This window comes from Vibrio sp. 10N.247.310.24 (assembly GCF_041467175.1).
Taxonomy (GTDB): domain Bacteria; phylum Pseudomonadota; class Gammaproteobacteria; order Enterobacterales; family Vibrionaceae; genus Vibrio; species Vibrio tasmaniensis_A.
In genome coordinates, this window is sequence record NZ_JBFSUD010000072.1 from 1 (window position 1) to 23,323 (window position 23,323).

The 23,323-nt window shown below is 42.9% G+C and carries 14 protein-coding genes and 1 riboswitch; of the genes, 6 read left to right on the plus strand and 8 right to left on the minus strand.

The genetic code is table 11. The features are described from left to right. Window positions 1–199 precede the first annotated feature (199 nt). The 6 genes from AB6E08_RS18145 to AB6E08_RS18170 form a co-directional block, all read right to left on the minus strand. A complete protein-coding gene (locus tag AB6E08_RS18145) occupies window positions 200–601 on the minus strand; it encodes a VOC family protein (protein WP_372067272.1) in 402 nt (133 codons plus the stop codon). 495 nt (window positions 602–1,096) lie between these two features. Then, complete coding sequence (locus AB6E08_RS18150; protein ID WP_108187557.1) at window positions 1,097–1,594, minus strand: hypothetical protein; 498 nt, start codon at window positions 1,592–1,594, stop codon at window positions 1,097–1,099. Beyond that, on the minus strand, window positions 1,594–3,819 hold the full coding sequence (locus AB6E08_RS18155) for a hypothetical protein (protein WP_372067274.1): 2,226 nt from the start codon (window positions 3,817–3,819) through the stop codon (window positions 1,594–1,596). The genes AB6E08_RS18150 and AB6E08_RS18155 overlap by 1 nt, the downstream gene beginning before the upstream one ends. Then, window positions 3,812–5,419 (minus strand): site-specific integrase, encoded by a 1,608-nt coding sequence (locus AB6E08_RS18160; protein ID WP_108187559.1) that lies wholly within the window; start codon window positions 5,417–5,419, stop codon window positions 3,812–3,814. The genes AB6E08_RS18155 and AB6E08_RS18160 overlap by 8 nt, the downstream gene beginning before the upstream one ends. Beyond that, a complete protein-coding gene (locus tag AB6E08_RS18165; RefSeq protein ID WP_108187560.1) occupies window positions 5,409–6,758 on the minus strand; it encodes a site-specific integrase in 1,350 nt (449 codons plus the stop codon). The genes AB6E08_RS18160 and AB6E08_RS18165 overlap by 11 nt, the downstream gene beginning before the upstream one ends. Before the next feature lie 150 nt (window positions 6,759–6,908). Further along, the gene (locus AB6E08_RS18170) at window positions 6,909–7,466 is read right to left on the minus strand and encodes a single-stranded DNA-binding protein (RefSeq protein ID WP_009847868.1); all 558 of its coding nucleotides are present in this window, start codon (window positions 7,464–7,466) and stop codon (window positions 6,909–6,911) included. A 277-nt stretch (window positions 7,467–7,743) separates the two neighbouring features. On the opposite strand from AB6E08_RS18170, the gene AB6E08_RS18175 reads away from it, so the two are divergent. From AB6E08_RS18175 to AB6E08_RS18190, 4 genes are all read left to right on the plus strand, one after another. After that, complete coding sequence (locus AB6E08_RS18175; RefSeq protein ID WP_372067278.1) at window positions 7,744–8,391, plus strand: LuxR C-terminal-related transcriptional regulator; 648 nt, start codon at window positions 7,744–7,746, stop codon at window positions 8,389–8,391. A 154-nt stretch (window positions 8,392–8,545) separates the two neighbouring features. Next, on the plus strand, window positions 8,546–9,418 hold the full coding sequence (gene galU / locus AB6E08_RS18180; protein WP_017101387.1) for a UTP--glucose-1-phosphate uridylyltransferase GalU: 873 nt from the start codon (window positions 8,546–8,548) through the stop codon (window positions 9,416–9,418). A 150-nt stretch (window positions 9,419–9,568) separates the two neighbouring features. Next, complete coding sequence (uvrA, locus tag AB6E08_RS18185; protein WP_017101388.1) at window positions 9,569–12,400, plus strand: excinuclease ABC subunit UvrA; 2,832 nt, start codon at window positions 9,569–9,571, stop codon at window positions 12,398–12,400. Between the two features lie 96 nt (window positions 12,401–12,496). After that, window positions 12,497–14,257 (plus strand): PglL family O-oligosaccharyltransferase, encoded by a 1,761-nt coding sequence (locus AB6E08_RS18190; protein ID WP_017101389.1) that lies wholly within the window; start codon window positions 12,497–12,499, stop codon window positions 14,255–14,257. Window positions 14,258–14,361: 104 nt separating this feature from the next. Here AB6E08_RS18190 and AB6E08_RS18195 read toward each other — a convergent pair whose 3' ends face one another. Next, entirely contained in the window at window positions 14,362–15,501 is a 1,140-nt protein-coding gene (locus AB6E08_RS18195) for an alanine--glyoxylate aminotransferase family protein (protein WP_372067281.1), read from the minus strand. A gap of 176 nt (window positions 15,502–15,677) precedes the next feature. Then, window positions 15,678–15,855: riboswitch (Lysine riboswitch) on the plus strand. Between the two features lie 109 nt (window positions 15,856–15,964). Between AB6E08_RS18195 and lysC the strand changes: the two genes are divergently transcribed. Next, complete coding sequence (gene lysC / locus AB6E08_RS18200; RefSeq protein ID WP_017099432.1) at window positions 15,965–17,332, plus strand: lysine-sensitive aspartokinase 3; 1,368 nt, start codon at window positions 15,965–15,967, stop codon at window positions 17,330–17,332. Window positions 17,333–17,447: 115 nt separating this feature from the next. Here lysC and metH read toward each other — a convergent pair whose 3' ends face one another. After that, window positions 17,448–21,125, minus strand: coding sequence for a methionine synthase (metH, locus tag AB6E08_RS18205; RefSeq protein WP_017099431.1), 3,678 nt, complete (start codon window positions 21,123–21,125; stop codon window positions 17,448–17,450). Window positions 21,126–21,294: 169 nt separating this feature from the next. Here metH and AB6E08_RS18210 point away from each other — a divergent pair, with 169 nt between their 5' ends. Further along, complete coding sequence (locus tag AB6E08_RS18210) at window positions 21,295–22,575, plus strand: sodium:proton antiporter (RefSeq protein WP_017099430.1); 1,281 nt, start codon at window positions 21,295–21,297, stop codon at window positions 22,573–22,575. The last annotated feature ends 748 nt before the right edge of the window (window positions 22,576–23,323 follow it).

Genomic DNA, 23,323 nt, shown 5'->3' on the forward strand with positions numbered 1-23,323 from the left:
TCTCACTCTCCTAACTCTAGGTTGCAAAGGAGGGAGTGGATTCCATACATCAAGTCAGCAAGATATTAGGCCGATAAAATTCGGCCCAAACTTATCGGCACCTACTCAACGATTAAGAGCTTAGGAGCGGTGAAAGGAATCTCCCAATTTCGTGCAACCATGGAGCCTATACTCAATAAGAATCTTATGAATGGTTATGCTATTCTGCTTTGTAGTCTGCCGAACCACAGGCGATTTCCCACAAATAGCCATCGGGATCTGAAAAATACCCTGAAAAGCCACCCCAAAAAACTGGCTGCCCTTCTTTAACAATCGTGCCACCTAACTGCTCCGCTCTATGTAGTAACTCGTTAACTTCAACTGAAGAGCAAACATTGTGCGCAAGAGTAATGCCAGCGAAACCTGTTCCTTCCGAAGATACACCAACATCTTTTGCCAATTCTGACTTTGGAAATAGTGCTAGCTCTGGGCCATCTAAATCAAAGAATACTATCTCATTCGATTCAAAGTCTGTCCGTTTTAAATCAAGCACGCTTTCGTAAAAAACAGCGGACGCTTTGATGTCTGCAACCCCAAGAGTAATTATCGATAGTTTTCTCATTTTCGCCCTCTATTCATAATGTTAGGTAAGCGGCAGTACACCACATTTGATATAGATACATTACTATCACTCAAAAAAATGTCAAATAAAATCAGAAGGTTAAACACCAAGAGCGATGTGAGAAATCAAGAAGAGGTATGCTTTATGGGAGGAACATGAAACTGAATAGCTTTCTTTAAATCCAGCATAAAGCAAATCGACAAGCACAGTTCGGAAGTGGGAGGAATTGTCCATTCCTTGCTAATCGACCACCGTTATAAGACGGTGGTCGTTGACGGTTTGGAATATGACAAGTTATCTCAAGGGTAGATTCTGCCAGAAGCTCGTAAAACGTCTTTGTCCAATTGTGAGTTACGATGCCAACAAACCGACTGTGATCACCAAGCGATTCTGTCGTACCTTAATTACCAAGCGACTAAACCTCAACTCAACAGCCCTTGCCAAACCGTAATAAGGGCTTTCTCTATTCTATTGAGGTTCTTTCACTGTCAAAAATTACTCACTATATTTAGCTGGCAAGCCATCATCAATTGTAGAAACTAACTTGTTGAGATCGACGTTATCCATCTTTTGAAGATTGTGTTGCCATCGCACAAACCTTTCGAGCAATATGTCATTCTTAGAGCTAAGTCTTTTATTTTCTGAACTAAGCCTTTCATTATCATTTTCAAGCTTTTCAACTTGCTTTATTAACTCTGCAATCGTTGTATCATCATTGCCTAAATTAGAGATTAGAACACTCAGTTTATCGCCGCTTTCGAGCAACAATTTGGCGTCTTCGATAGCTGCTGATTTCTTTAGCCTTAGCTCATCTTTTTTCAAATCAAAAGCATGTTTGATTTCATCATGCTTTTGTAATGTGAAACGAGATGGTTTACGCTTCAAACCTAGCTCAGCCTGAAGTTTTTCTAGCAAAAGATCATAGCTAAGTTTACCTGTCCATCCATCGATGACAGCCAGTATCTCTTCTTTGTTATCTGAGACAAAAGCCATTATAACTCCTTCATATCTGATAGTGCCATAGCCATAAGATCAAAGCTTTGAATAGCATTCTGCTCATCTATATTCAATGAACGCTTAACTGGAGACGGAGATAGCTCATCAGGAATTCGAAATAGTGCACCATCCGAGTTTTTTGGGTCTTCAAGCAGAAAAGTTAGTGTTTTTATCTTCGATAAGCGAAACCCTAGAGCCGTTACCCATCTATCTGCACCAAAAACATTGTCTTCAGCACTCGCTTTAGCATGCTCTAACTGCTCTTCATATAGCCTCTCAAGGTTTTTTAGCTCTTCAAGAGAGTGTGGCACTCCTTTTAGGCAAACATGCTCGTTACAAACCTCACAGTCACCATTTCTAACACATGGACTCTCAGCATAGTTATGAACACAGAAACCTAACCCTGTGAACTGAGCAACACCATCCCTATCAACCCCTAAAGCTTTAAGTGAGATGGGAAGTCCAAGGTCATGCAGAACCATTGGCGGGGGCAGTACTTCGGCAGTGTAAGGCTCCAACAACTGGTTAGCTTGAGCAGTAGTCATGACACCAGATCCAATCGTAACATGCCCAATACGCTCAGTTAGACGTGATTTTTGCTTTTGGGTTCGTCCATCGTAAGCTTTGTTTTGCTTGATATCAGCTCGACCAGACCATTTTGCGATAAGCCAATCAGCTTCACCAGCTAACTTTAATTTCGTGTTTAGCCAGTGACGAAATTGGTGACTATTTAGTTTGAGAGGAGTTCCATCTTCATCTGTGATGCCAAGCTCATCAAAAATTGAATCTAAGCCTCTGTCAGAGCCGATAGCATCACTCAGAGCCCCATGCCCAAGGTGAACCCATGAGAAGGGCTTAACAGCAAATTCCTTATGGAATTCATGATCTCTGACTAATGTGATGCAATCCCATACTTTCATGTCGCCATAATTGGGGAAATTCAACGTATTATATTGTTCATCAATAATAGAGCGGAGATCCCTGTAACTAGGAAATCGAATGACGATCCCAGTTGGCTTACTAGTGTACCTATTGACGACCTCATTGTTCGGGAGAATGATGTATCCTTGACACAAATCCTTTTTCCAGTCGTTCACATTGTTCAAGTCGCTAATTAAACGATTTAGCCACTTGACGTTGCTGCCATATGTAGTCCAAGTAATGTCGGTTCCTCTTTCTGACTTACCTGTTTTAAATCCCATCACTTTCGCAAACTGATTATATGTCAACGGCTTGTCTTGAGAGCTTTCTGAGTCACTAGACAACATAAATACATCAGGATTGTAGTATGCAGATTTTGCAGCAAGCCTAGCTGGAGCAGAAATCTCAACAAGTCTTTCAAAAGCTTGTTTAACAACGTCTTCTAGCAAAGCTGGCACCCATTTCCGAACGGGGTCGCCTCCTTTCGCAGGATGCCACGTCAAGTACCAACGACCTTTATCACTTTGCTGTAATGAATTGACAGTCACGCCATTCAGTTCAGTATGTCTGCTGGGCTGGCACATCAATATAACGCAAAGACTGCTAAAATACTTCTGCCGTGGTGTCTCAGCTTTATGAAAAGCGTCTGCTACTTGCAACATCTGATAATCTGACGGACATTTATCTTCCATTTCCTTGCGACTTTTTGCGTCTAGTTTTATGTTCGCGTCAGATTGACGAGGAAACGGGTTTGACCAGTCTTGTTGATCTAATTTAAATCGTTTTTCTTTGATGAATTTCAACACCTTATCGAGCGAAAGGCCGATATTACGTTTTCCGCCAGCGCCTAAACGACTGTTCCTTATCTTCTGCTCAACGCGATTAATCATGTCACTATTGATATTCATTATATCGACTGAAGTTTTTCCATTGTGAGCTGCATGCTCTTCTAATGCTTGATAGAGGAATACCAGTGACGAAGCCCAGGTAGTTGAGTCTTTCTTATTAAGTGATTGTTGGTAGCGAACATATGCTTTCGCAAAGTCAGAAAAAGGAGGTTGGAAAGGCGTATACTTTGAATGACTATCACTTATCCCAAAAACAATCGTCAGCTTTTTTCCTCTTTTCGTCATCCACGACCACTTATCACATTCCCAACCATTTTGAACAATACCTTCAGGGGTTTTGAACTGAATGTCTTCAAATAGAATCAGTTCATTTTTTGCAAATGAGATAAAATCATCATAATTCTTTTGAAAATCAACTTTATGCCTAGGAGTAAACAGCAAAACATTAGACATTTAAGGATCCTTCATTTTCTAACTCTTGCTTTCTTGCATTACACTTTAGAATGACCGCCTTAATAGCATTGATGCTGCGGTTATGTCCTTGCAAAACAAACTCACTGGCTCCCATTTCACGCTTTCGGTCTCGCTTCGAGACGACACTTTTCAACATTTTCTCATGAGGAGCATTTAACCAAGGTTGAAATTTATTGCATGTATAGCAATGTACGGAGCCGTTGGCACAAAAACCGAATGTTCCACAATTTCCTACAGGATTGCCCTCGTCATTGTTAATTCTACTACGAGGATCGTTAGCTCGAATTGCGTCTTTTTCACTGTCTATTAACGTGCCAGAAAAAGCTTGAGCTAATGGGGTTAGATCGGTAGCTAGCGCATCGTCTATTCTGTCAGCCATCTCTTCATTAAACTCGGTATACACGGTGACATTCTGAGTATCTTCATGTCCTAACTCCTCAGCTATCGTATGATCGCTGGCTCCAAGCATAGCCATGTTCGTCGCATGACTGTAACGAAATCGACGTGGATTAATATGTAAATCACCGCAACCCCCATCCACTTTAATACGAGCAGTCTTTAAAGGGCAAAGCCGAGATAACCTTCTTACTATTTCTGTCACTGATGGATTAGCCCCATTAGTCCGTAAGCACAATAAATCAGACGTTTTCTGTTGTATTTCTTCAAATGCACTAAAGTAAGTGAGATTCAATATCTCTCGCTCATTAATAAAAATGGGGATCTGCTTTTTCTGCTGACTAGTAAGGCTGACGTTGAAATGCTCTTCAATCATTTTTATTGATTGTTTTGCCTGTGCAGTCAGCACCAATATTAGGTCTTCGCTAACATCTTTTTTGATTTGGTAAGACCCTCTAAACGTTTCATTACGTTTTTTGGCGTTGGGTATTCGTAAATCAAAGTGTTCAATGCCAGCCTCTGTTCTTATAAGTAGATCCTCATAATACAAATGGGTTAATTGAATAGGCCGAGCACCTGTGTACTGCAATGCCATGATGAACGCATAGTCGTATAGTGAAAAGAGCTGCTCTGTAAATGCATCTACGTACCACGTAATGAATGCTGATTGCTCCTCCAGTGTATAAGCGCCGCTATACGGGCAACCGAGTGCAACCGCTTTTCCTTTTTCATTTCCTGAAATTTTGAGCGCTGAGAGCAAGCCAACAACTTTCTTATCAACACCGTAGATTTCCTTGTCATGCCAATCAAGCAAAAAAGCACGGATGTATCCTAGCTTGTATTCTGTATTTTGGGTCAAACTACTTTTGAAATTAATAACATACTGCTCTGTTATTTTATCAGTTACACCCATTTCAAATAGCAACCGAGTGTAAGAAAAAATATTGCGTGCATAGTTAGATGAAAACTCAGCAGCGTAGTCCGCCAAAGCAAGTCTGAAACACGCAGAAAACTTAGGAGTTAGACTTAATGGCTCTAAAAGAGCCAAATTTAAACGCACATTGGCATCCAACTGCCAATTATCAGAATAAACGTCAAACTCATAGTTAGCTTTACTTAATCGCTTGTCTGACTTTGACTTTATATCTCTATAACCACTGGATTTTTGCCCATTAATAGCCATAAATACCTACTTCAGCCTGATGCTTTAAATTTGCATGCATCTTCTTTCGCATCTTATTCGCTTGTTCTATCACAGTTCGTTTCAAATAAGGCCGACCAGAATTTGGGTCGGAATGTCCATTATCCTCTGCTCTGATTTCCAGCTCGCGTTGCTCGGTGATGGTATTATCGTTTGCGTATTGCTTGGCTTCTTGGTGTTTCCCTTCAGCTTCTAATCGCTGTACTTCCTGCTTAACCGCTTCTCGTTCTTGGTCAATACATTTAGATAGCTGATGGTTGAAATAATGCCTAAAGCTGTGTGGCGTTATACCCCAAAAACGTTCAAAATTAACCTTCCGAATACGATTAAAAATATCGTTTATCGTTTGCTTAACAAGCGGTTGACCCGATTCGTAGCTTCCGAGTTTGGCTTTGTGAGAAACAAATATAAATGGATGTTTTTTGGCCGATTTTGTCTGAAAACGATATGTTCTAACGTAGATATTTAGTAAATCTCTCAGTTCTTTCGAGATTGGAACGGTTCTACCAAGCGTCTTTGCCGTAGGCTCATCTAAACGAGGATCTTCTTTACTATTATGTCTGCGTACAACTGACAAGGTGGAGTTGTCAGTGTCAGTACCGATGTCGCCAACTCTTAGAGCTGCTAATTCACTTCGTCTAAAGCCTGTTTCATACAAAACTTGAACGATGAGGTAATTTCGGAACCGAATGACAGAGTTACTAAATGGATTATGTTCAGAGTTGGGGTTAGCCACGGCAACAAAATCTTCAAATACATCATCTGAAATCCCTGATTTATCCATAGCCATCTGTTTGCTTTTTAAACGATCCTTCGGCATACCGCTTTTTAGCTGATTCTTCATTACGTCAAGCGCATCAGATAACTGCACAGCAGAAGGCATTTTCTTAACTCGCTCTATCCCACAAAAGTGCAGATATTCAGTAATGTGAGCTATGCGAGTGATATACTGGGACTTTGTGACGGTTGGCTTATCTTTTGATTTAGAAAGATGAAATTTGCCCATATCGATAACATTTGTTTTAGTCTGATTTTTGAAAACGCTAGCCCGATAGCTACAATGCTCTTTCAGAGCATTGATATCATCGAGAGTTGGTATGACACCATTGTAAATCTCTTCAAGCAGATCTCTGCCAGTTATACTTTCCCAAAGTTTTAAGTGTTTGATGGACTTTAGATACTGTTGAATTGAGGATGTCGTTATATCCTTTCTGAGTTTCATAGTGACAAAGTGCGTCACCCAAAAATCAGGCATGCCGTCATCGTCTAGTAAAAAGACATAACGCTCACCGCTTACAAACTTCTTTATCGCAATCTTCATACCACACCAAAGAAATCAACATAATAATTTGTACATAAATAATATACAAATTCAACTTGAAAAATAAACACTTTTTTTAGAAAAATAAAAGAAAAGGCCGCTATTAGCGGCCTTTAGTGTGTTTTTCAACATTTATAAATTTGTCTTTCGTTAAAATGGGATGTCATCATCAAAATCCATCGGCGGCTCATTATATTGAGGTTGAGCCTGCTGAGGAGCTTGTTGAGGTGCTTTCGGCTGCTGTTGAGCTGGCGCACTGTATTGTTGCTGCTGTTGTTGTGGCTGCTGTGGCTGACCCCAACTACCTTGCTGTTGGTTGTTACCCATACCACCTTGGGCAGGAGCACCGCCTTGAGCACGACCGCCAAGCATTTGCATTACACCGTTGAAGCCTTGAACAACGACTTCTGTTGTGTAGCGATCTTGACCGCTTTGATCTTGCCATTTACGCGTTTGAAGTTGACCTTCAATGTAAACTTGGGAACCTTTACGTAGGTACTCACCAGCAACTTCCGCCAGCTTGCCAAACAGAGCAACACGGTGCCATTCTGTTTTTTCGCGCTGTTCGCCAGTTGCTTTGTCACGCCATGACTCTGACGTTGCAATGGTAATGTTCGCTACTGCACCGCCATTTGGCATGTAACGAATTTCAGGGTCATTACCTAGGTTACCCACTAATATAACTTTGTTAACTCCACGGCTAGCCATGATTTGCTCCGTCTAAATTCATAGTCTCAGAAAATTTTAGCGCACAAGAATAGCATGCTTTTCTGCTGTGATAAATCGCTTCCTATTCTCACTCCACCACAAAGAATAAAAACGTAACAAATCATGATATTCAGAGCGATGTTGCTTTTTTCTCCACTTACAAACCACTCATTTACTTTGATAATTGATATTCAACGCAAGTCACTATCAAGGCGCTAGAGAAGCGAAAGCCTGCATGACAACGTGGAATCTAATCCCACTCAAACAGGACGTTTCAATGAGAAAATCAAGATACGCTCGCACTTTACACTTTCTGTGCATCGACCCAAACGATACCTATCTACATGTAAAGGAGATAGAAAAGCACTTATCTATTATTCTCTACAAAATGACACCCGACGAATTAATGTTAGTTGATAGAAAGCAGAGTAACCGGATCTTGCTCGTCGATTATAGAGGGGTACCACAACTACTGGTTATTTGTCCTAACCTGACTGTTATGTGGAAAAATCACGAAATCATTTTATTCAATGTCCCCCAGCAACTTCCAACCTCAGAGCTTCTTACCTATGGGGTACTAAAAGGACTCTTTTACAACACTGAACAAAAGGACAAGATTGCTCGTGGTCTTCAAGAAGTGATCGATGGTGACAACTGGCTACCTAGGAAGGTGACTAATCAGCTTCTGTTTTATTATCGTAATATGGTCAATACCAATACGACCCCAACCAATGTTGATTTAACTATTCGTGAAATCCAAGTCATTCGCTGCCTTCAATCAGGATCATCAAATACTCAAATAGCCGATGACCTTTTCATTAGCGAATTCACGGTCAAATCCCACCTCTATCAAATATTCCGTAAGTTAGCGGTGAAAAATAGAGTCCAAGCTATTGCATGGGCAAACCAAAACTTGCTTGCATAACCACTCCGCCTCTAATCTGACAATAATTTTGAGGGAAGCTCGAGTAATCATTGGTATTGTTGCTGAAATTTCGACATAACATATGCTAGAGTTGCCCTCAGAAATATCAACAAATCAGTTGAATCAATAATTATTATAGATAAAGGGTCTTATCATGATCAAAAAGTGCCTTTTCCCGGCAGCAGGCTACGGTACACGTTTTTTACCAGCAACTAAGTCAATGCCGAAAGAAATGATGCCTGTAGTAAACAAACCTCTGATTGAATACGGTGTAGAGGAAGCTATCGAAGCCGGTATGGATGGAATGTGCATCGTTACTGGCCGTGGTAAACATTCACTGATGGATCACTTTGATAAGAACTACGAGCTAGAGCACCAAATTAGCGGTACCAATAAAGAAGACTTGCTGATCAATATTCGTGAGACGATTGAAGCAGCAAACTTTACCTACATTCGTCAACGCGAAATGAAAGGTCTAGGCCATGCTATCTTGACTGGTCGTGAACTTGTGGGTGATGAGCCTTTCGCCGTTGTGCTTGCTGATGACCTTTGTGTGAACGAGCAGCAAGGCGTTCTGGCTCAAATGGTTGCGCTATACAAGCAGTTCCGTTGCTCAATCGTTGCAGTACAAGAAGTGCCTGAAAACGAAACTCATAAATACGGTGTTATCTCGGGCGAGATGATCAAAGACGATCTTTTCCGTGTCGATGACATGGTAGAAAAGCCAGAACCAGGTACTGCACCAAGCAACCTAGCGATCATTGGCCGCTACATTCTGACTCCAGATATCTTTGAACTGATCGAGCAGACTGAACCAGGCAAAGGCGGCGAAATCCAAATCACTGATGCATTGCTAAAACAAGCAAGAGCAGGCTGTGTGTTGGCTTACAAATTTAAAGGCCAACGTTTTGATTGCGGTAGTGTTGAAGGTTATATCGAAGCAACAAACTACTGCTTTGAAAATCTATACAAAAAAGACCAAAAGCAAATCGAACTAGGTAAGCACTCGACAAAGAAAGAAGCGTGACAACGGGTTAATAATCAACGTTTAAATTGGTAGAAAGGGTGGCTCTTTGAGTCACCCTTTTTTGTTTACTGTTTTTTTATCCAGTAAAACTTTGCACAAATCTCACTCTATGTAATACTTTAGCCACTTAAAATTACATGGTCTGTTGAGATGGATAAAATAGAAATTAGAGGCGCTCGTACGCATAACCTCAAAGACATTAACCTAACCATACCCCGTGATAAGCTAACGGTTATCACTGGATTATCAGGTTCAGGAAAGTCGTCACTTGCGTTTGATACCCTCTACGCAGAAGGTCAACGTCGTTATGTTGAGTCTCTGTCGGCCTATGCTCGTCAATTTCTATCTCTCATGGAAAAGCCTGATGTCGACCACATCGAAGGTTTATCTCCAGCCATCTCGATAGAACAGAAATCAACTTCTCACAATCCTCGTTCAACGGTTGGCACCATCACTGAAGTCTATGATTACCTAAGACTGCTTTACGCGCGAGTCGGTGAACCACGCTGTCCTGATCACAATACCCCTCTTGCAGCACAAACCATCAGTCAAATGGTCGATAAAGTCTTAGAACTGCCTGCTGGTTCAAAGATGATGCTTTTGGCTCCGATAGTCAAAGAACGTAAAGGTGAGCACGTTAAAACGCTTGAGAACCTAGCGGCTCAAGGCTTTATCCGTGCCCGTATTGATGGCGAGACCTGTGATTTGTCCGATCCACCAACATTGGAACTGCACAAGAAGCACACCATTGAAGTTGTCGTTGATCGCTTTAAGGTTCGCCCAGATCTTCAACAGCGTTTAGCTGAATCGTTTGAGACAACATTAGAGCTCTCTGGCGGTATCGCTGTAGTCGGTTGGATGGATGATAAAGAACAAGAAGAGATCGTGTTCTCGGCTAATTTTGCTTGTCCAAAGTGTGGCTACAGCATGCAAGAACTTGAGCCTCGCCTATTCTCATTCAACAATCCTGCTGGTGCATGTGGTACGTGTGATGGACTTGGTGTTCAACAATATTTTGACCCAACTCGAGTAATTTTAGATGAGAACCTAAGCATTGCAGAAGGTGCGATAAAAGGCTGGGATCAGAAAAATTATTACTATTTCCAAATGCTGACATCGCTATCAGACCATTATGGTTTTGACCTTTATGCTCCGTTCAACTCTTTACCAAAGAAAACTCAAGAGATCATCCTCAAGGGCTCTGGTAGAACTGAAGTTGAATTCAAATACATCAATGATCGTGGTGATATCCGAGTCAAGCGTCACCCCTTTGAAGGTATTTTAAATACGCTGGAACGCCGTTACCGCGACACTGAATCTAGCGCGGTGCGTGAAGATCTTGCCAAGTACATATCAACGAAATCATGCTCTAGCTGTGATGGTACACGCTTAAGATTAGAAGCTCGAAATGTCTTTATTGGCGATACCACACTGCCAGAAATCGTTCAGCTCAGTATTGCTGACGCACTACAATTTTTCCAAGAGTTGAAGTTAGACGGCCAGCGTGGACAAATTGCTGATAAAGTGATGAAAGAGATCAATGATCGTCTGCATTTTTTGGTGAACGTTGGTTTGAATTACCTGAACCTATCACGCAGTGCAGAAACACTGTCAGGTGGTGAAGCGCAAAGAATTCGTCTAGCAAGTCAAATTGGAGCCGGTTTAGTGGGTGTTATGTATGTGCTGGATGAACCATCGATTGGCCTCCACCAGCGTGATAATGAACGTCTACTACAAACTCTGGTTCACCTAAGAGACTTAGGAAATACCGTACTTGTTGTTGAGCATGACGAAGATGCGATTCGTTGCGCTGACCATGTTATCGATATAGGTCCAGGCGCAGGTGTTCATGGTGGTCACGTGGTGGCAGAAGGTACCATGCAAGACATCATCGAAAATCCGAACTCTTTAACAGGGCAATACCTGAGCGGCGCCAAAGAAATTGCGGTACCAAAACAAAGAACGCCTATCAACAAGAAAAAGGTCGTCGAGATCGTTGGCGCGAAAGGAAACAACCTAAAGAATGTCACTGCGACAATCCCTGTAGGCTTGTTCAGCTGTATTACGGGGGTATCGGGGTCAGGAAAATCAACACTAATCAATGACACCTTCTTTAAAGTTGCTCACACTCAATTAAACGGTGCAACCACTGCGGTTCCGGCACAGCACAAAAAGATAAAAGGCTTAGAGCATTTCGACAAAGTGATCGATATTGATCAAAGCCCTATCGGTCGCACCCCTAGATCAAACCCTGCAACCTACACTGGTATTTTCACGCCAATTCGTGAGTTATTTGCAGGTACCCAAGAATCACGATCTCGTGGCTACAAGCCAGGTCGATTCAGTTTTAACGTTCGTGGTGGTCGCTGTGAAGCGTGTCAGGGAGACGGTGTCATCAAAGTAGAGATGCATTTCTTGCCAGATGTGTATGTACCGTGTGATGTGTGTAAAGGTAAGCGTTATAACCGTGAGACTCTAGAGGTCCGCTACAAGGGTAAAACCATTGACGAAGTTCTAGAGATGACTGTCGAAGATGCTCGTGAATACTTCAACCCGGTACCCGTTATCGCTCGTAAGCTGCAAACCCTAATGGATGTTGGCCTTTCCTACATTCGCCTCGGACAAGCAGCAACAACCTTGTCTGGCGGTGAAGCACAACGTGTTAAGTTAGCAAGAGAGTTATCTAAGCGAGACACGGGGAAAACCTTATACATTCTCGATGAGCCAACAACAGGCCTACATTTCCACGATATCCAGCAACTGTTAACGGTACTGCATAGATTACGGGATCACGGTAATACGGTTGTCGTGATTGAGCATAACCTAGACGTCGTCAAAACAGCGGACTGGATCCTAGATCTTGGCCCTGAAGGTGGTCAAGGAGGCGGTGAAATTGTTGCAGAAGGTACACCTGAAGATGTGGCGTTAGTCGAAGGTTCGCACACTGCTCGCTTCCTTAAGCCTATGTTAAATTTGAAGTAGGTGTAAAATAGCTCCCTGCGAGCAGACAGAAAAATGTTAAAGTAACAGGGCTTTTTTCAGAAGGAACAAGCTCTGTTTTTATAAGGTTAGGGATTTATGGCAACAATACATACTAGCGGTACCCAGCTAGAAAATCAGAGAACTCAGCTTCCGCTTAACAAGGCATTCCTTGCCTCTTTAGCTGTTATATTCTTATTAGCCATGCACTTTTTCATGCCCAATCCTGGAGGCTCAGGCCTCGCTTTATCCTTTAATCCAACCACTTGGTTAGCTCTTAGCTTTACGTTGGCGATTGGCTTCTACCAGCTTGCCACTAACCGAGCACTCAAATATTCAAAGTTAACCGTTGGCTTGCTAATAAGCTGCGTGATACTGACGTTGCCCATTATTTACAGCAACGCCTCTCCTCAAGCCGCATCAGGCCGACTACTGGGATTGTGGGCGGGCTTCGCTTTATTCGTGGTGCTTCAGCAATTTAAATTCAGTAACAAACACAAACAACGCATGTTGTGGTTCATTGTTCTTGCTGTCGTCCTACAAGCACTTTTTGGCTATGTGCAATATTTCTTACTGGAACCTGGCAACCTATTTGGTTATAACACTGCGGCCAATAGACCTTATGGGATATTTCAACAACCGAATGTTATGGCCAGCTTTTTAGCTACCGGTTTTGTGCTTTCAGCTTATCTTTTAGCGAGACAGCCTGCTAAATATAATCGCAAAATTAGCGAGTCATTCTTACTATACCTGACACCAACCTTAACCGTACCTTTGCTGATCATCATTGCATCACGTACAGGATGGTTGGCTGCCGTAATCGGGTTTGTCTGCATTCTGCCTTACCTTTACAAGTTCTCGACCAAGAAGCGCTTCTACGGATGGTGTGTATCAGTGGTAGTCGGTATCGTCGTCGCTTTTTCGGTGATCAGCCTCAGTACAACTGATAGCCTCGCAAGCAAAAGGGCTAACTTAGAAAGCCCACGAGCTTATACCTTTCCGCAAGCGCTCGATATGATGATCGAAAAGCCATTTACAGGGTATGGCTACGGGAAATTCGAATCCGAGTACACGCTATACACAGCTCGCCAGCATCAACTCAACCCAAATTATCATCCCGGCCTTCCTTCAATGGATCACCCACACAATGAGTTCCTGTTTTGGGGGGTTGAGGGCGGAATAGTACCAATCATCGGGATCTTGATTGCTGCGGTGTTGGTGATGTCACGCATAGCTAACTCAGCGAAAGGAACACGTCTAGCACTACTTGCGCTGTTCATACCAATACTCTTACATTCTCAGCTTGAGTATCCTTTTTACCACTCGGCGATTCACTGGATAACCTTTATCATTTTGATTTACTGGGTCGATCAACGGACTTCTCGCCACTATCAGCAGCCGTTTAGTATCGTCAGTAAAACCCTATTCAGAGTGTCGAGCTTAGTCGTTCCTATCTTGGTGAGTTTTTACATGCTGAGTGCCTTACACACCAATTATGTACTCACTAAATTTGAAATGTCTAAGCCGAAAAACCCGGACATTCTTAAGCAGGTAACGAACCCCGTAGTATGGAAAGATCGCTATGATTGGGACGTGTACAGTACCTATCTAAATATCGGCCTCTACAAAGCCGATCCTAGCCTGATCCAGCCTTATATAGATTGGTCGTTAGAGATCATAAAGAGTAAGCCAAGGCCTGCTTTCTACAGCAACCTGATTCTCGCGTATCAAGGATTAGGTGATCACAGCAAGGCAGAACAAATTCGCAGTGAAGCGAGCTTCTTGTTCCCAAATCGAGACTTTTCCAAGATTCAGTATAAAAGAGTATCACAAGAAGATAACCTGTCGTCTGCTGAGTGATGTTTAGATCTCGGAACTAAAGCACCATTTCTGACCTTTCGGTTAGGCACAAAAAAGCGCACGATCTCTCGTGCGCTTTTCTTTTGAACTTCAGCTTATAGCTACTATTTTAGAACGTCTTGCAACGCTTTTAAGCATAAGGCTACATTCTCTTTTCGAGCGCCATAACCCATTAAACCAATACGCCAAGCCTTCCCAGCTAAAGAGCCAAGGCCTGCACCGATTTCAAGATTATATTCTTCTAACAGCTGCGTTCTTATTTTGGCTTCATCAATCCCTTCAGGGAAGTAAAGCGCATTCAATTGAGGTAGGCGACTCTCTTCATCAACCACAAACTTTAATCCTAGTGCTTCTACGCCTTCTTTAAGCTCTTGGTGCATCGCATGGTGACGTGACCACGCATTATCCAGGCCTTCATTTTTCAATAAAACCAACGACTCATGCAGAGCATATAGGCTGTTCACAGGCGCAGTGTGGTGATAGCTACGCTTACCTTCTCCACTCCAATAACCTAATACCAAGCTCTGATCCAAGAACCAGCTTTGTACGGGAGCTTGACGTGCTTTCATTTTATCGACAGCACGTTGAGAGAACGTCACGGGAGATAAACCAGGTACACAAGACAGACACTTCTGACTGCCTGAATAAACCGCATCGAGTTGCCATTCATCAACCAACAATGGCACACCACCTAATGATGTCACCGCATCCACAATCGACAATGCATCAAACTGGCGAGCGACTGCGGAAATAGCTTGAGCATCCGATAACGCGCCAGTAGACGTCTCGGCATGCACAAATGCGACAGCAACAGCATCGGGGTTTTCAGCCAATGCCTTTTCTACCTTTTCAACTGAAACGGGCTTACCCCACTCGTCATCAACAAGGATCGCTTCACCACCGCAGCGAACAACATTCTCGCGCATACGCTCACCAAAAACACCGTTACGACAAACAATGACCTTTTCACCAGGCTCAATCAAATTAACAAAACAGGTTTCCATGCCCGCACTGCCTGGAGCAGAAACAGCAATCGTAAATTCATTCTCTGTTTGGAATGAATACTTAAGAAGTTGTTTAAGCTCATCCATCATCGCAATAAATAGCGGGTCGAGGTGACCAATGGTTGGACGGCTTAAGGCCTGTAAAACTTGAGGAGAAATGTCTGAAGGCCCCGGCCCCATTAACGTTCGGTGTGGCGGATAAAAACTATCGATAGCAGCAGTGAGTGTTAAATTAGACATGTACATCCCTTACGTTAATGTTGTGAACAGTCCACCCTAAAGCAAATTGATTACCTCAGCAATTAGCCATAAGTATTGAGGTCAAACCAGTGTCACATAATTGTTAAAATTATTTTTCAATTATCTCACGTTACGGATTGACATTATTTGCGCAAACACGTTCAATGAAATGGCTATCTAGCAGAAGAGGAGCACTGCCCAGGCAGGTGTTTTGTGGAACCGCATTTCCAATACAAAACATTCATGGGGAGCAGTGCCGAGATAATAAAAGGATGCAGGACCTTTATTATCGGTTGAGCGGGCTGAATCCCGTTAACTGTCGCCATTTCTATATGGTGAAGAGCTTCTGAGGTTACTATTCTAATAATTCCTCTCTTTTTTGCTCTAAAACTCTCTTCGAAAAACATCGGACGTTGGATTACCCAACAGTAATTTTATTTTAGGAAATCGTGGGAGATATATCGTGAGTGCATCTAATGTAGCTGGTTCTTTTAATGTCGCTAAGTTTGGTGGAACAAGTGTTGCCAACTTTGAAGCAATGAGCCGTTGTGCTGCCATTATTGAAAACAACTCAAATACGAAACTGGTCGTGAGTAGCGCATGCTCTGGCGTGACTAACCTGCTTGTTGAACTCGCGAATGGTGTTCAAGATAAAACTCGTCGCCAAGAACTAGTGACACAGTTAACCGACATTCATAATACGATTCTTGCTCAGCTAGCTGACCCAATTAGCATTGAAAAAGATATGCACTGTATTCTGGATGATATTGCGAGCGCTGCAGAAGCCGCATCATTCCAAGCCAGTACCAAACTCACCGATCACCTAGTGGCATGTGGCGAACTGATGTCGACACATATCCTCGCTCAAATCATTCGCGAACGTGGTACACCAGCGGCTCGTTTTGATATCAGAGAAGTGATGCGCACCAATGATGATTTCGGTAAAGCAGAACCACAACTGGAAGATATTGCAGCCCTTGCACAGCAGAAACTGATTCCACTTTGCGAAGAACAAGTTGTCGTTACCCAAGGTTTTATCGGTGCCGACAGCGAAGGTAACACCACAACGTTAGGTCGTGGCGGCAGTGATTACTCAGCTGCACTGATTGCGGAGTCGGTACAAGCGATTGGCTTAGAAATTTGGACTGATGTTCCAGGCATCTACACCACAGATCCACGCATCGCATCGAAAGCATCTCCTATCCCAGAGATCAGCTTCAGTGAGGCATCTGAGATGGCAAACTTTGGCGCGAAAATATTACACCCTTCAACTCTGGTTCCTGCACTACGCCATCAAATCCCTGTTTTTGTCGGCTCATCAAAAGCACCAGAGCTTGGTGGAACATGGATTCGTCAACAAGTTGAAAGCTCTCCTCTGTTCAGAGCGCTTGCCCTACGCTGCAACCAAACCATGGTTACGCTACGCAGCGCTAACATGTTCCATGCCTATGGTTTTTTGGCAAAGGTATTCGAGATCCTGGCTAAACATAAGATCTCAGTCGATCTTATCACTACCTCAGAGATCAGTGTCTCACTTACTCTCGATCAAACCGATACCTCTGGTGGTGCTCCTGAGTTACCTGAAGCCGCTCGCCTTGAGCTTGAAGAGTTGTGTTCCGTAGATATTGAGCACGACCTATGCCTTGTTGCTCTTATTGGTAACAACATGAGCGAAAGCAAAGGCTATGCAAAGCAGGTATTCGGCACTCTAGAAGATTTCAACCTACGTATGATTTGTTACGGAGCAAGCCCACACAACCTATGCTTCTTGCTAGATGAATCTGTGTCTAAGTTGGCGATTCAAAAACTTCATCAAGAGTTATTTGAGTAGGTAGTCCGTTTATCATCGACAGATAAATAACTAAATTACAGATACAAAAAGGGTTGCTATTAAGCAACCCTTTCTCTTTTTTACATTGCGAAGCAAAGCTCGTTATAGATTCAAACTAGTTAATGTTTGGGCCTAACCACTTCTCAGCTTCCAACATATCCCAACCTTTACGGTCGGCATAGCTATCCACTTGATCCTGTTGAATCTGTGCAATCGCAAAGTATCGGGCATCAGGATGTGAAAAGTACATACCAGACACTGAAGCACCAGGCCACATCGCGTAGCTCGTTGTTAGTGACATGTCGATCGCTTTTTCAACGTCCATCAACTCCCACAACGTTCCTTTTTCTGTATGTTCTGGGCAAGCAGGGTAACCTGGAGCTGGACGAATACCTTGGTACTTCTCACGAATCAAATCGTCGTTAGACAAGTCCTCATCTGGCGAGTAACCCCAAATATCCTTTCTCACTTCTTTATGCAGATACTCCGCGAACGCTTCAGCCAATCGGTCAGCAACCGCTTGAATCATGATGGCATTGTAATCATCGCCATTGGCTTTGTATTCATCAGCCAATTCACGTTCACCAATCCCCCCCGTTACGGCAAAACCGCCAATCCAGTCCGCTTTCCCGCTTTCTTTTGGAGCGATGTAATCAGACAAACAGTAGTTAAAACCTTTTGGCTTCTCGGTTTGTTGACGAAGGTTGTGTAAAACCTTTAACACTTCAGTACGAGATTCATCGGTATACACTTCGATATCATCGCCAACGCTGTTAGCAGGGAACATCGCACACATCCCACGAGCTCCAAGTAATTTCTCTTTCTGTACTCGATCCAATAAATCGTTGGCATCTTTGAATAAGCGTTTCGCTTCCTCGCCCACTTCTTCATGACTAAGAATTGCAGGGTATTTACCGACCAATGACCATGTCATAAAGAATGGAGTCCAGTCGATGTACTGACGCAAAGTTGCCACATCAAAATCATTAAAGATGTGAACTCCCGGTTTAGCGGGTGCCGGTGGCGTGTAAGCATCCCAATCGATAGCTACTTTATTAGCACGTGCTCTTTCAAGAGTGACCGGTTTAGTACGAGGCTTCTTACGATTATGCTGATCGCGAACGCGATCGTAATCAATATTCAACTTCTCAACAAATGCAGGTTTCAATTCGTTAGATAGCAACGAAGTACACACACCCACCGCACGTGAAGCATTGTTTACGTAGACCACAGGCTCAGAGTAGTTCCGTTCAATCTTAACGGCTGTATGCGCTTTAGATGTGGTTGCTCCACCGATGAGAAGAGGCAGTTTAAAGCCTTGTCTTTCCATTTCTTTCGCAACATGCACCATCTCATCCAGGGAAGGAGTGATCAAACCCGAAAGGCCAATGATATCGACGTTTTCTTCCTTAGCGACCTTAAGGATTTTTTCACATGAAACCATCACGCCTAAATCGATAATTTCGTAGTTATTACACTGCAAGACAACGCCCACAATATTTTTTCCAATATCGTGAACATCTCCTTTTACGGTCGCAAGTAAGATTTTTCCGTTAGTTGCACCTACGTCTTTGGTTGCATTGATAAATGGCTCTAGATGGGCTACCGCTTGCTTCATAACACGTGCAGATTTCACCACTTGAGGAAGGAACATCTTACCTTCACCAAAGAGGTCACCAACCACATTCATACCATCCATTAATGGGCCTTCTATCACCTCGATAGGGCGAGAGGCATTAACACGAGCTTCTTCGGTATCTTCAACAATAAAGTCGGTAATACCTTTCACTAAGGAATGCTCTAAGCGTTTTTCTACTGGCCAGGTACGCCACTCTAAAGCAGATTTATCTTCAACTTTTCCAACTGCACGCTCTAGATATTCAGTTGCGATATCTAGCAAGCGCTCAGTGGAATCATCTCGGCGGTTTAGAACCACATCTTCAACGGCTTCACGTAAATCCTCAGGGACATTATCGTAAATCTCTAATTGCCCAGCATTTACGATGCCCATATCCATACCGTTTTTAAAGCAGTGGTATAGGAATACTGCGTGGATAGCCTCACGAACGTAGTTATTACCTCGGAATGAGAACGAAACATTCGATACACCACCAGAAATCATCGCATGAGGTAAGTCTCGTTTGATGTCCCCTACAGCTTCAATGAAATCGACCGCATAGTTGTTATGCTCATCAATACCTGTCGCCACAGCAAAAATGTTCGGGTCAAAAATAATATCTTCAGGTGGGAAGCCCACTTCATCAACCAGAATATTGTAGGCATTAGTGCAAATCTCAACCTTACGCTCTCGAGTATCAGCTTGGCCAACTTCATCGAACGCCATCACGATAACGGCAGCACCATATCGGCGAACCAGTTTCGCTTGTTCGACAAACTTCTCTTTCCCTTCCTTCAATGAGATCGAGTTAACGATGCCTTTACCCTGAATACATTTCAGACCCGCTTCAATAACTTCCCATTTTGAAGAGTCGACCATGACTGGCACTTTCGAGATCTCAGGCTCAGACGCACATAGATTAAGGAATTTAACCATACACGCCTCAGCGTCTAGCATCCCTTCATCCATGTTGATATCGATAATTTGAGCGCCATTCTCAACTTGCTCTCGAGCCACACTCAAAGCTTCATCATATAGCTCTTCTTTGATAAGGCGCTTAAAGCGAGCAGAGCCCGTAACGTTAGTTCGCTCACCCACGTTAACAAACAGAGATTCCTTGGATATCGTCAATGGCTCTAAACCAGAGAGACGACAAGAGACGGGTAAATCTGGTAATTGGCGCGGTGTTACACCTTCAACAGCTTCTGCCATTTGGCGTATATGTTCTGGCGTCGTACCACAACAACCACCAATTAAGTTCAAGAAACCACTTTCAGCCCATTCCTTGACGTGTTCAGCCATATCTTCGGGAGAAAGGTCATACTCACCAAATGCGTTAGGTAAACCCGCATTAGGGTGTGCAGAAACATGACATTCGGAGATACGAGACATCTCACCGACATATTCGCGCAATTCATCTGGACCTAATGCACAGTTCAATCCAAATGAGATAGGTTTTACATGACGAAGGGCATTATAGAATGCTTCTGTTGTTTGTCCGGAAAGCGTCCGACCAGATGCATCTGTGATAGTACCGGAGATCATAACCGGTAAAATGATACCTACTTCTTCAAAGACAGATTCAACCGCAAAAGCACACGCTTTCGCGTTTAACGTATCGAAGATAGTTTCAATAAGAATTAAGTCTGAACCGCCCTTGATAAGCGCACGAGTCGATTCAGAGTAAGCCTCAACAAGTTCATCAAAGCTAACATTACGATAGCCCGGATCATTAACATCTGGAGAGAGAGAACAAGTTCGGTTAGTTGGACCTAACACACCCGCCACGAAACGGGGTTTATCAGGAGTCTTCACTGTCCATTCATCTGCCGCTTCACGAGCCAACTTAGCAGCAGCATAGTTAATTTCTTCGCTAAGACTTTCCATATCATAGTCGGCCATAGCGATGGTTGTAGCGTTAAAGGTATTGGTCTCGAGGATATCAGCACCGGCTTCCAAATACTCCATATGGATATCTTTGATAAGCTTAGGCTGCGTAAGTACCAAAAGGTCATTGTTACCTTTTAAGTCACTATGCCAATCAGCAAATCGCTCACCGCGATAGTCTTGCTCTTCCAATTTATAATCCTGAATCATGGTACCCATACCACCATCAATCAGTAAAATTCGTTGCTTCAACAGAGCCTCAATCTTTTGCCTTACATTACTTCCCACGATACAACCTCATTCCTTTAATTATCTCTCCATCCTACCACACATTCAAAAGGAGTCTAGACGTCTAAAATATGAAGTAAATGACCAAGTCATGACAAAAAAATGTTTGCTATTTGAGCATGAGAGAACGAGAATTAATATTCATATTTTGTTACATATTGAGTTCCCAATGTCGGTCTATTACACCTTATGCTTCTTGTCCGCTGCTGCCATGCTTATTGCTTTCGTTAATACCAAAATTGGTAAAATGCAGACAACCATCGCCATCACAGCTGGTTCAATGATGCTATCTCTATTGATTATCATTGCGGGACAAAACAATTGGTTCCAATTGGCTGACATCGCCTCAGAAACCGTTGCCAGTATCAATTTTGAAGACTTCCTCCTGAAAGGAATACTGGGATTCTTACTCTTTGCAGGTGGTTTGGGGATTAAGTTACCTAATCTAAAAGATCAGAAATGGGAAATAACGGTACTCGCTCTTGGTGCTACACTATTTTCGACATTCTTTATTGGCTTTGTACTTTATGGATTCTGTCAATTTATCGGTATTCAATTTGACCTAATTTATTGCTTACTGTTTGGTTCTCTAATATCTCCAACCGATCCAATAGCTGTATTAGCAATAGTGAAGAAGCTCGATGCTCCCAGACGAATCTCTACTCAAATAGAGGGAGAATCTCTATTCAACGATGGTTTTGGCCTAGTCATCTTCGTAACCCTATTTACCATTGCGTTCGGCACAGAAGCACCGACTGTAGGTAGCGTGACCATGTTATTCGTCCAAGAGGCTATTGGCGGTATCGTATACGGATTTGTTTTAGGTTTGATATTCCACTATCTAATCAGCAACACCGATGACCACTCGATGGAGTTGCTATTAACCATCGGTATTCCTACAGCTGGTTATGCTTTTGCAGAGGTTCTGCATGTATCTGGACCATTAGCAATGGTGGTATCTGGTATCATGATAGGCAACTGGACACGCTTCATCGGATTTTCTAAGGAAAGTGAGGATCACCTAGACCATTTCTGGGAATTAATAGATGAGTTCTTAAATGGCGTACTATTCTTGTTGATTGGTATGTCTATGCTGCTATTCAAGTTCCACCAAGAAGATTGGATTTTGATGGCGTTCGCAGTTCCTCTAGTATTGAGTGCTCGCTACCTAAGTGTTTTCTTGTCTTATATTGGATTTAAACGCTTTAGAACTTACAACCCGTGGTCAACTAAGATTCTAACTTGGGGTGGTTTACGCGGAGGCTTAGCTCTAGCCATGGCACTTTCAATCCCTTCAGGTATCTGGGTGATTGAAGACAAGGCAATAGATGTTAAAGAGATAATCCTCGTTATGACCTATGCTGTTGTTGTATTCTCTATTCTGGCTCAAGGATCAACAATCACTCCAATGATAGAAAAAGCGAAACAAGCTGAGAAAGAATTGGATTAACACCGAAAAATATAAACGAAGGTCGCTTAGTATAAGCGGCCTTTTTTGTACCTGTGTCCATCAACAAGCACGCCTCTCTAGCCTACAAGTTGCTCCCTATCTCTGACCACTACTTTAGTCATGATTGCTATCTGCAATCACGACTCTTTGTCGTACCTAACGCTTCCAAACAGGCCAACAAGCAACCACCAGTTTGAGTGCATTCGAGCGAAGATAAACACAAAGTATTTACGGAAATAAATTAAGTAAAGATACATGGCCTTCTTTTCAAGTGAAGTATTGAAAGCATAATAAAGTGTAGAAAGAGAACCACGATCGAAGAGGAATTGTAATTAGAGTAAAGCTTCGCACACCAATGTTCTAGAACCGAAACTTCTCTATAGAACATCTGATGCAGTAGCAAGAAGGGTCTAGTCTTTCTACCGGGGCGTGCAGTCTAGATCCTTAAATATGCCAGAGGAGGACTGAGTCGGCACTCCGGAGATTCAACCAAACTGGTAAGTTAGGAGGACGCCTAGTTCTCCCAACATTGCTTCGAAGAAGCAACAGACGTAAAAAAACCTAGCATTTCTGCTGAGGCTTTGTATGTGGCAGGAGTAGAGGTTTAGACTCCCAACACGCGCTATTTTGGCAAGCCGGAGAATCCGCTGCTTTGCTAATGGCGTATAATTAGCTTCAGAAAGCAAAAAGGCCCTAGCATTTCTGCTAGAGCCTTAAATATGGCAGGGGTGGAGAGATTCGAACTCCC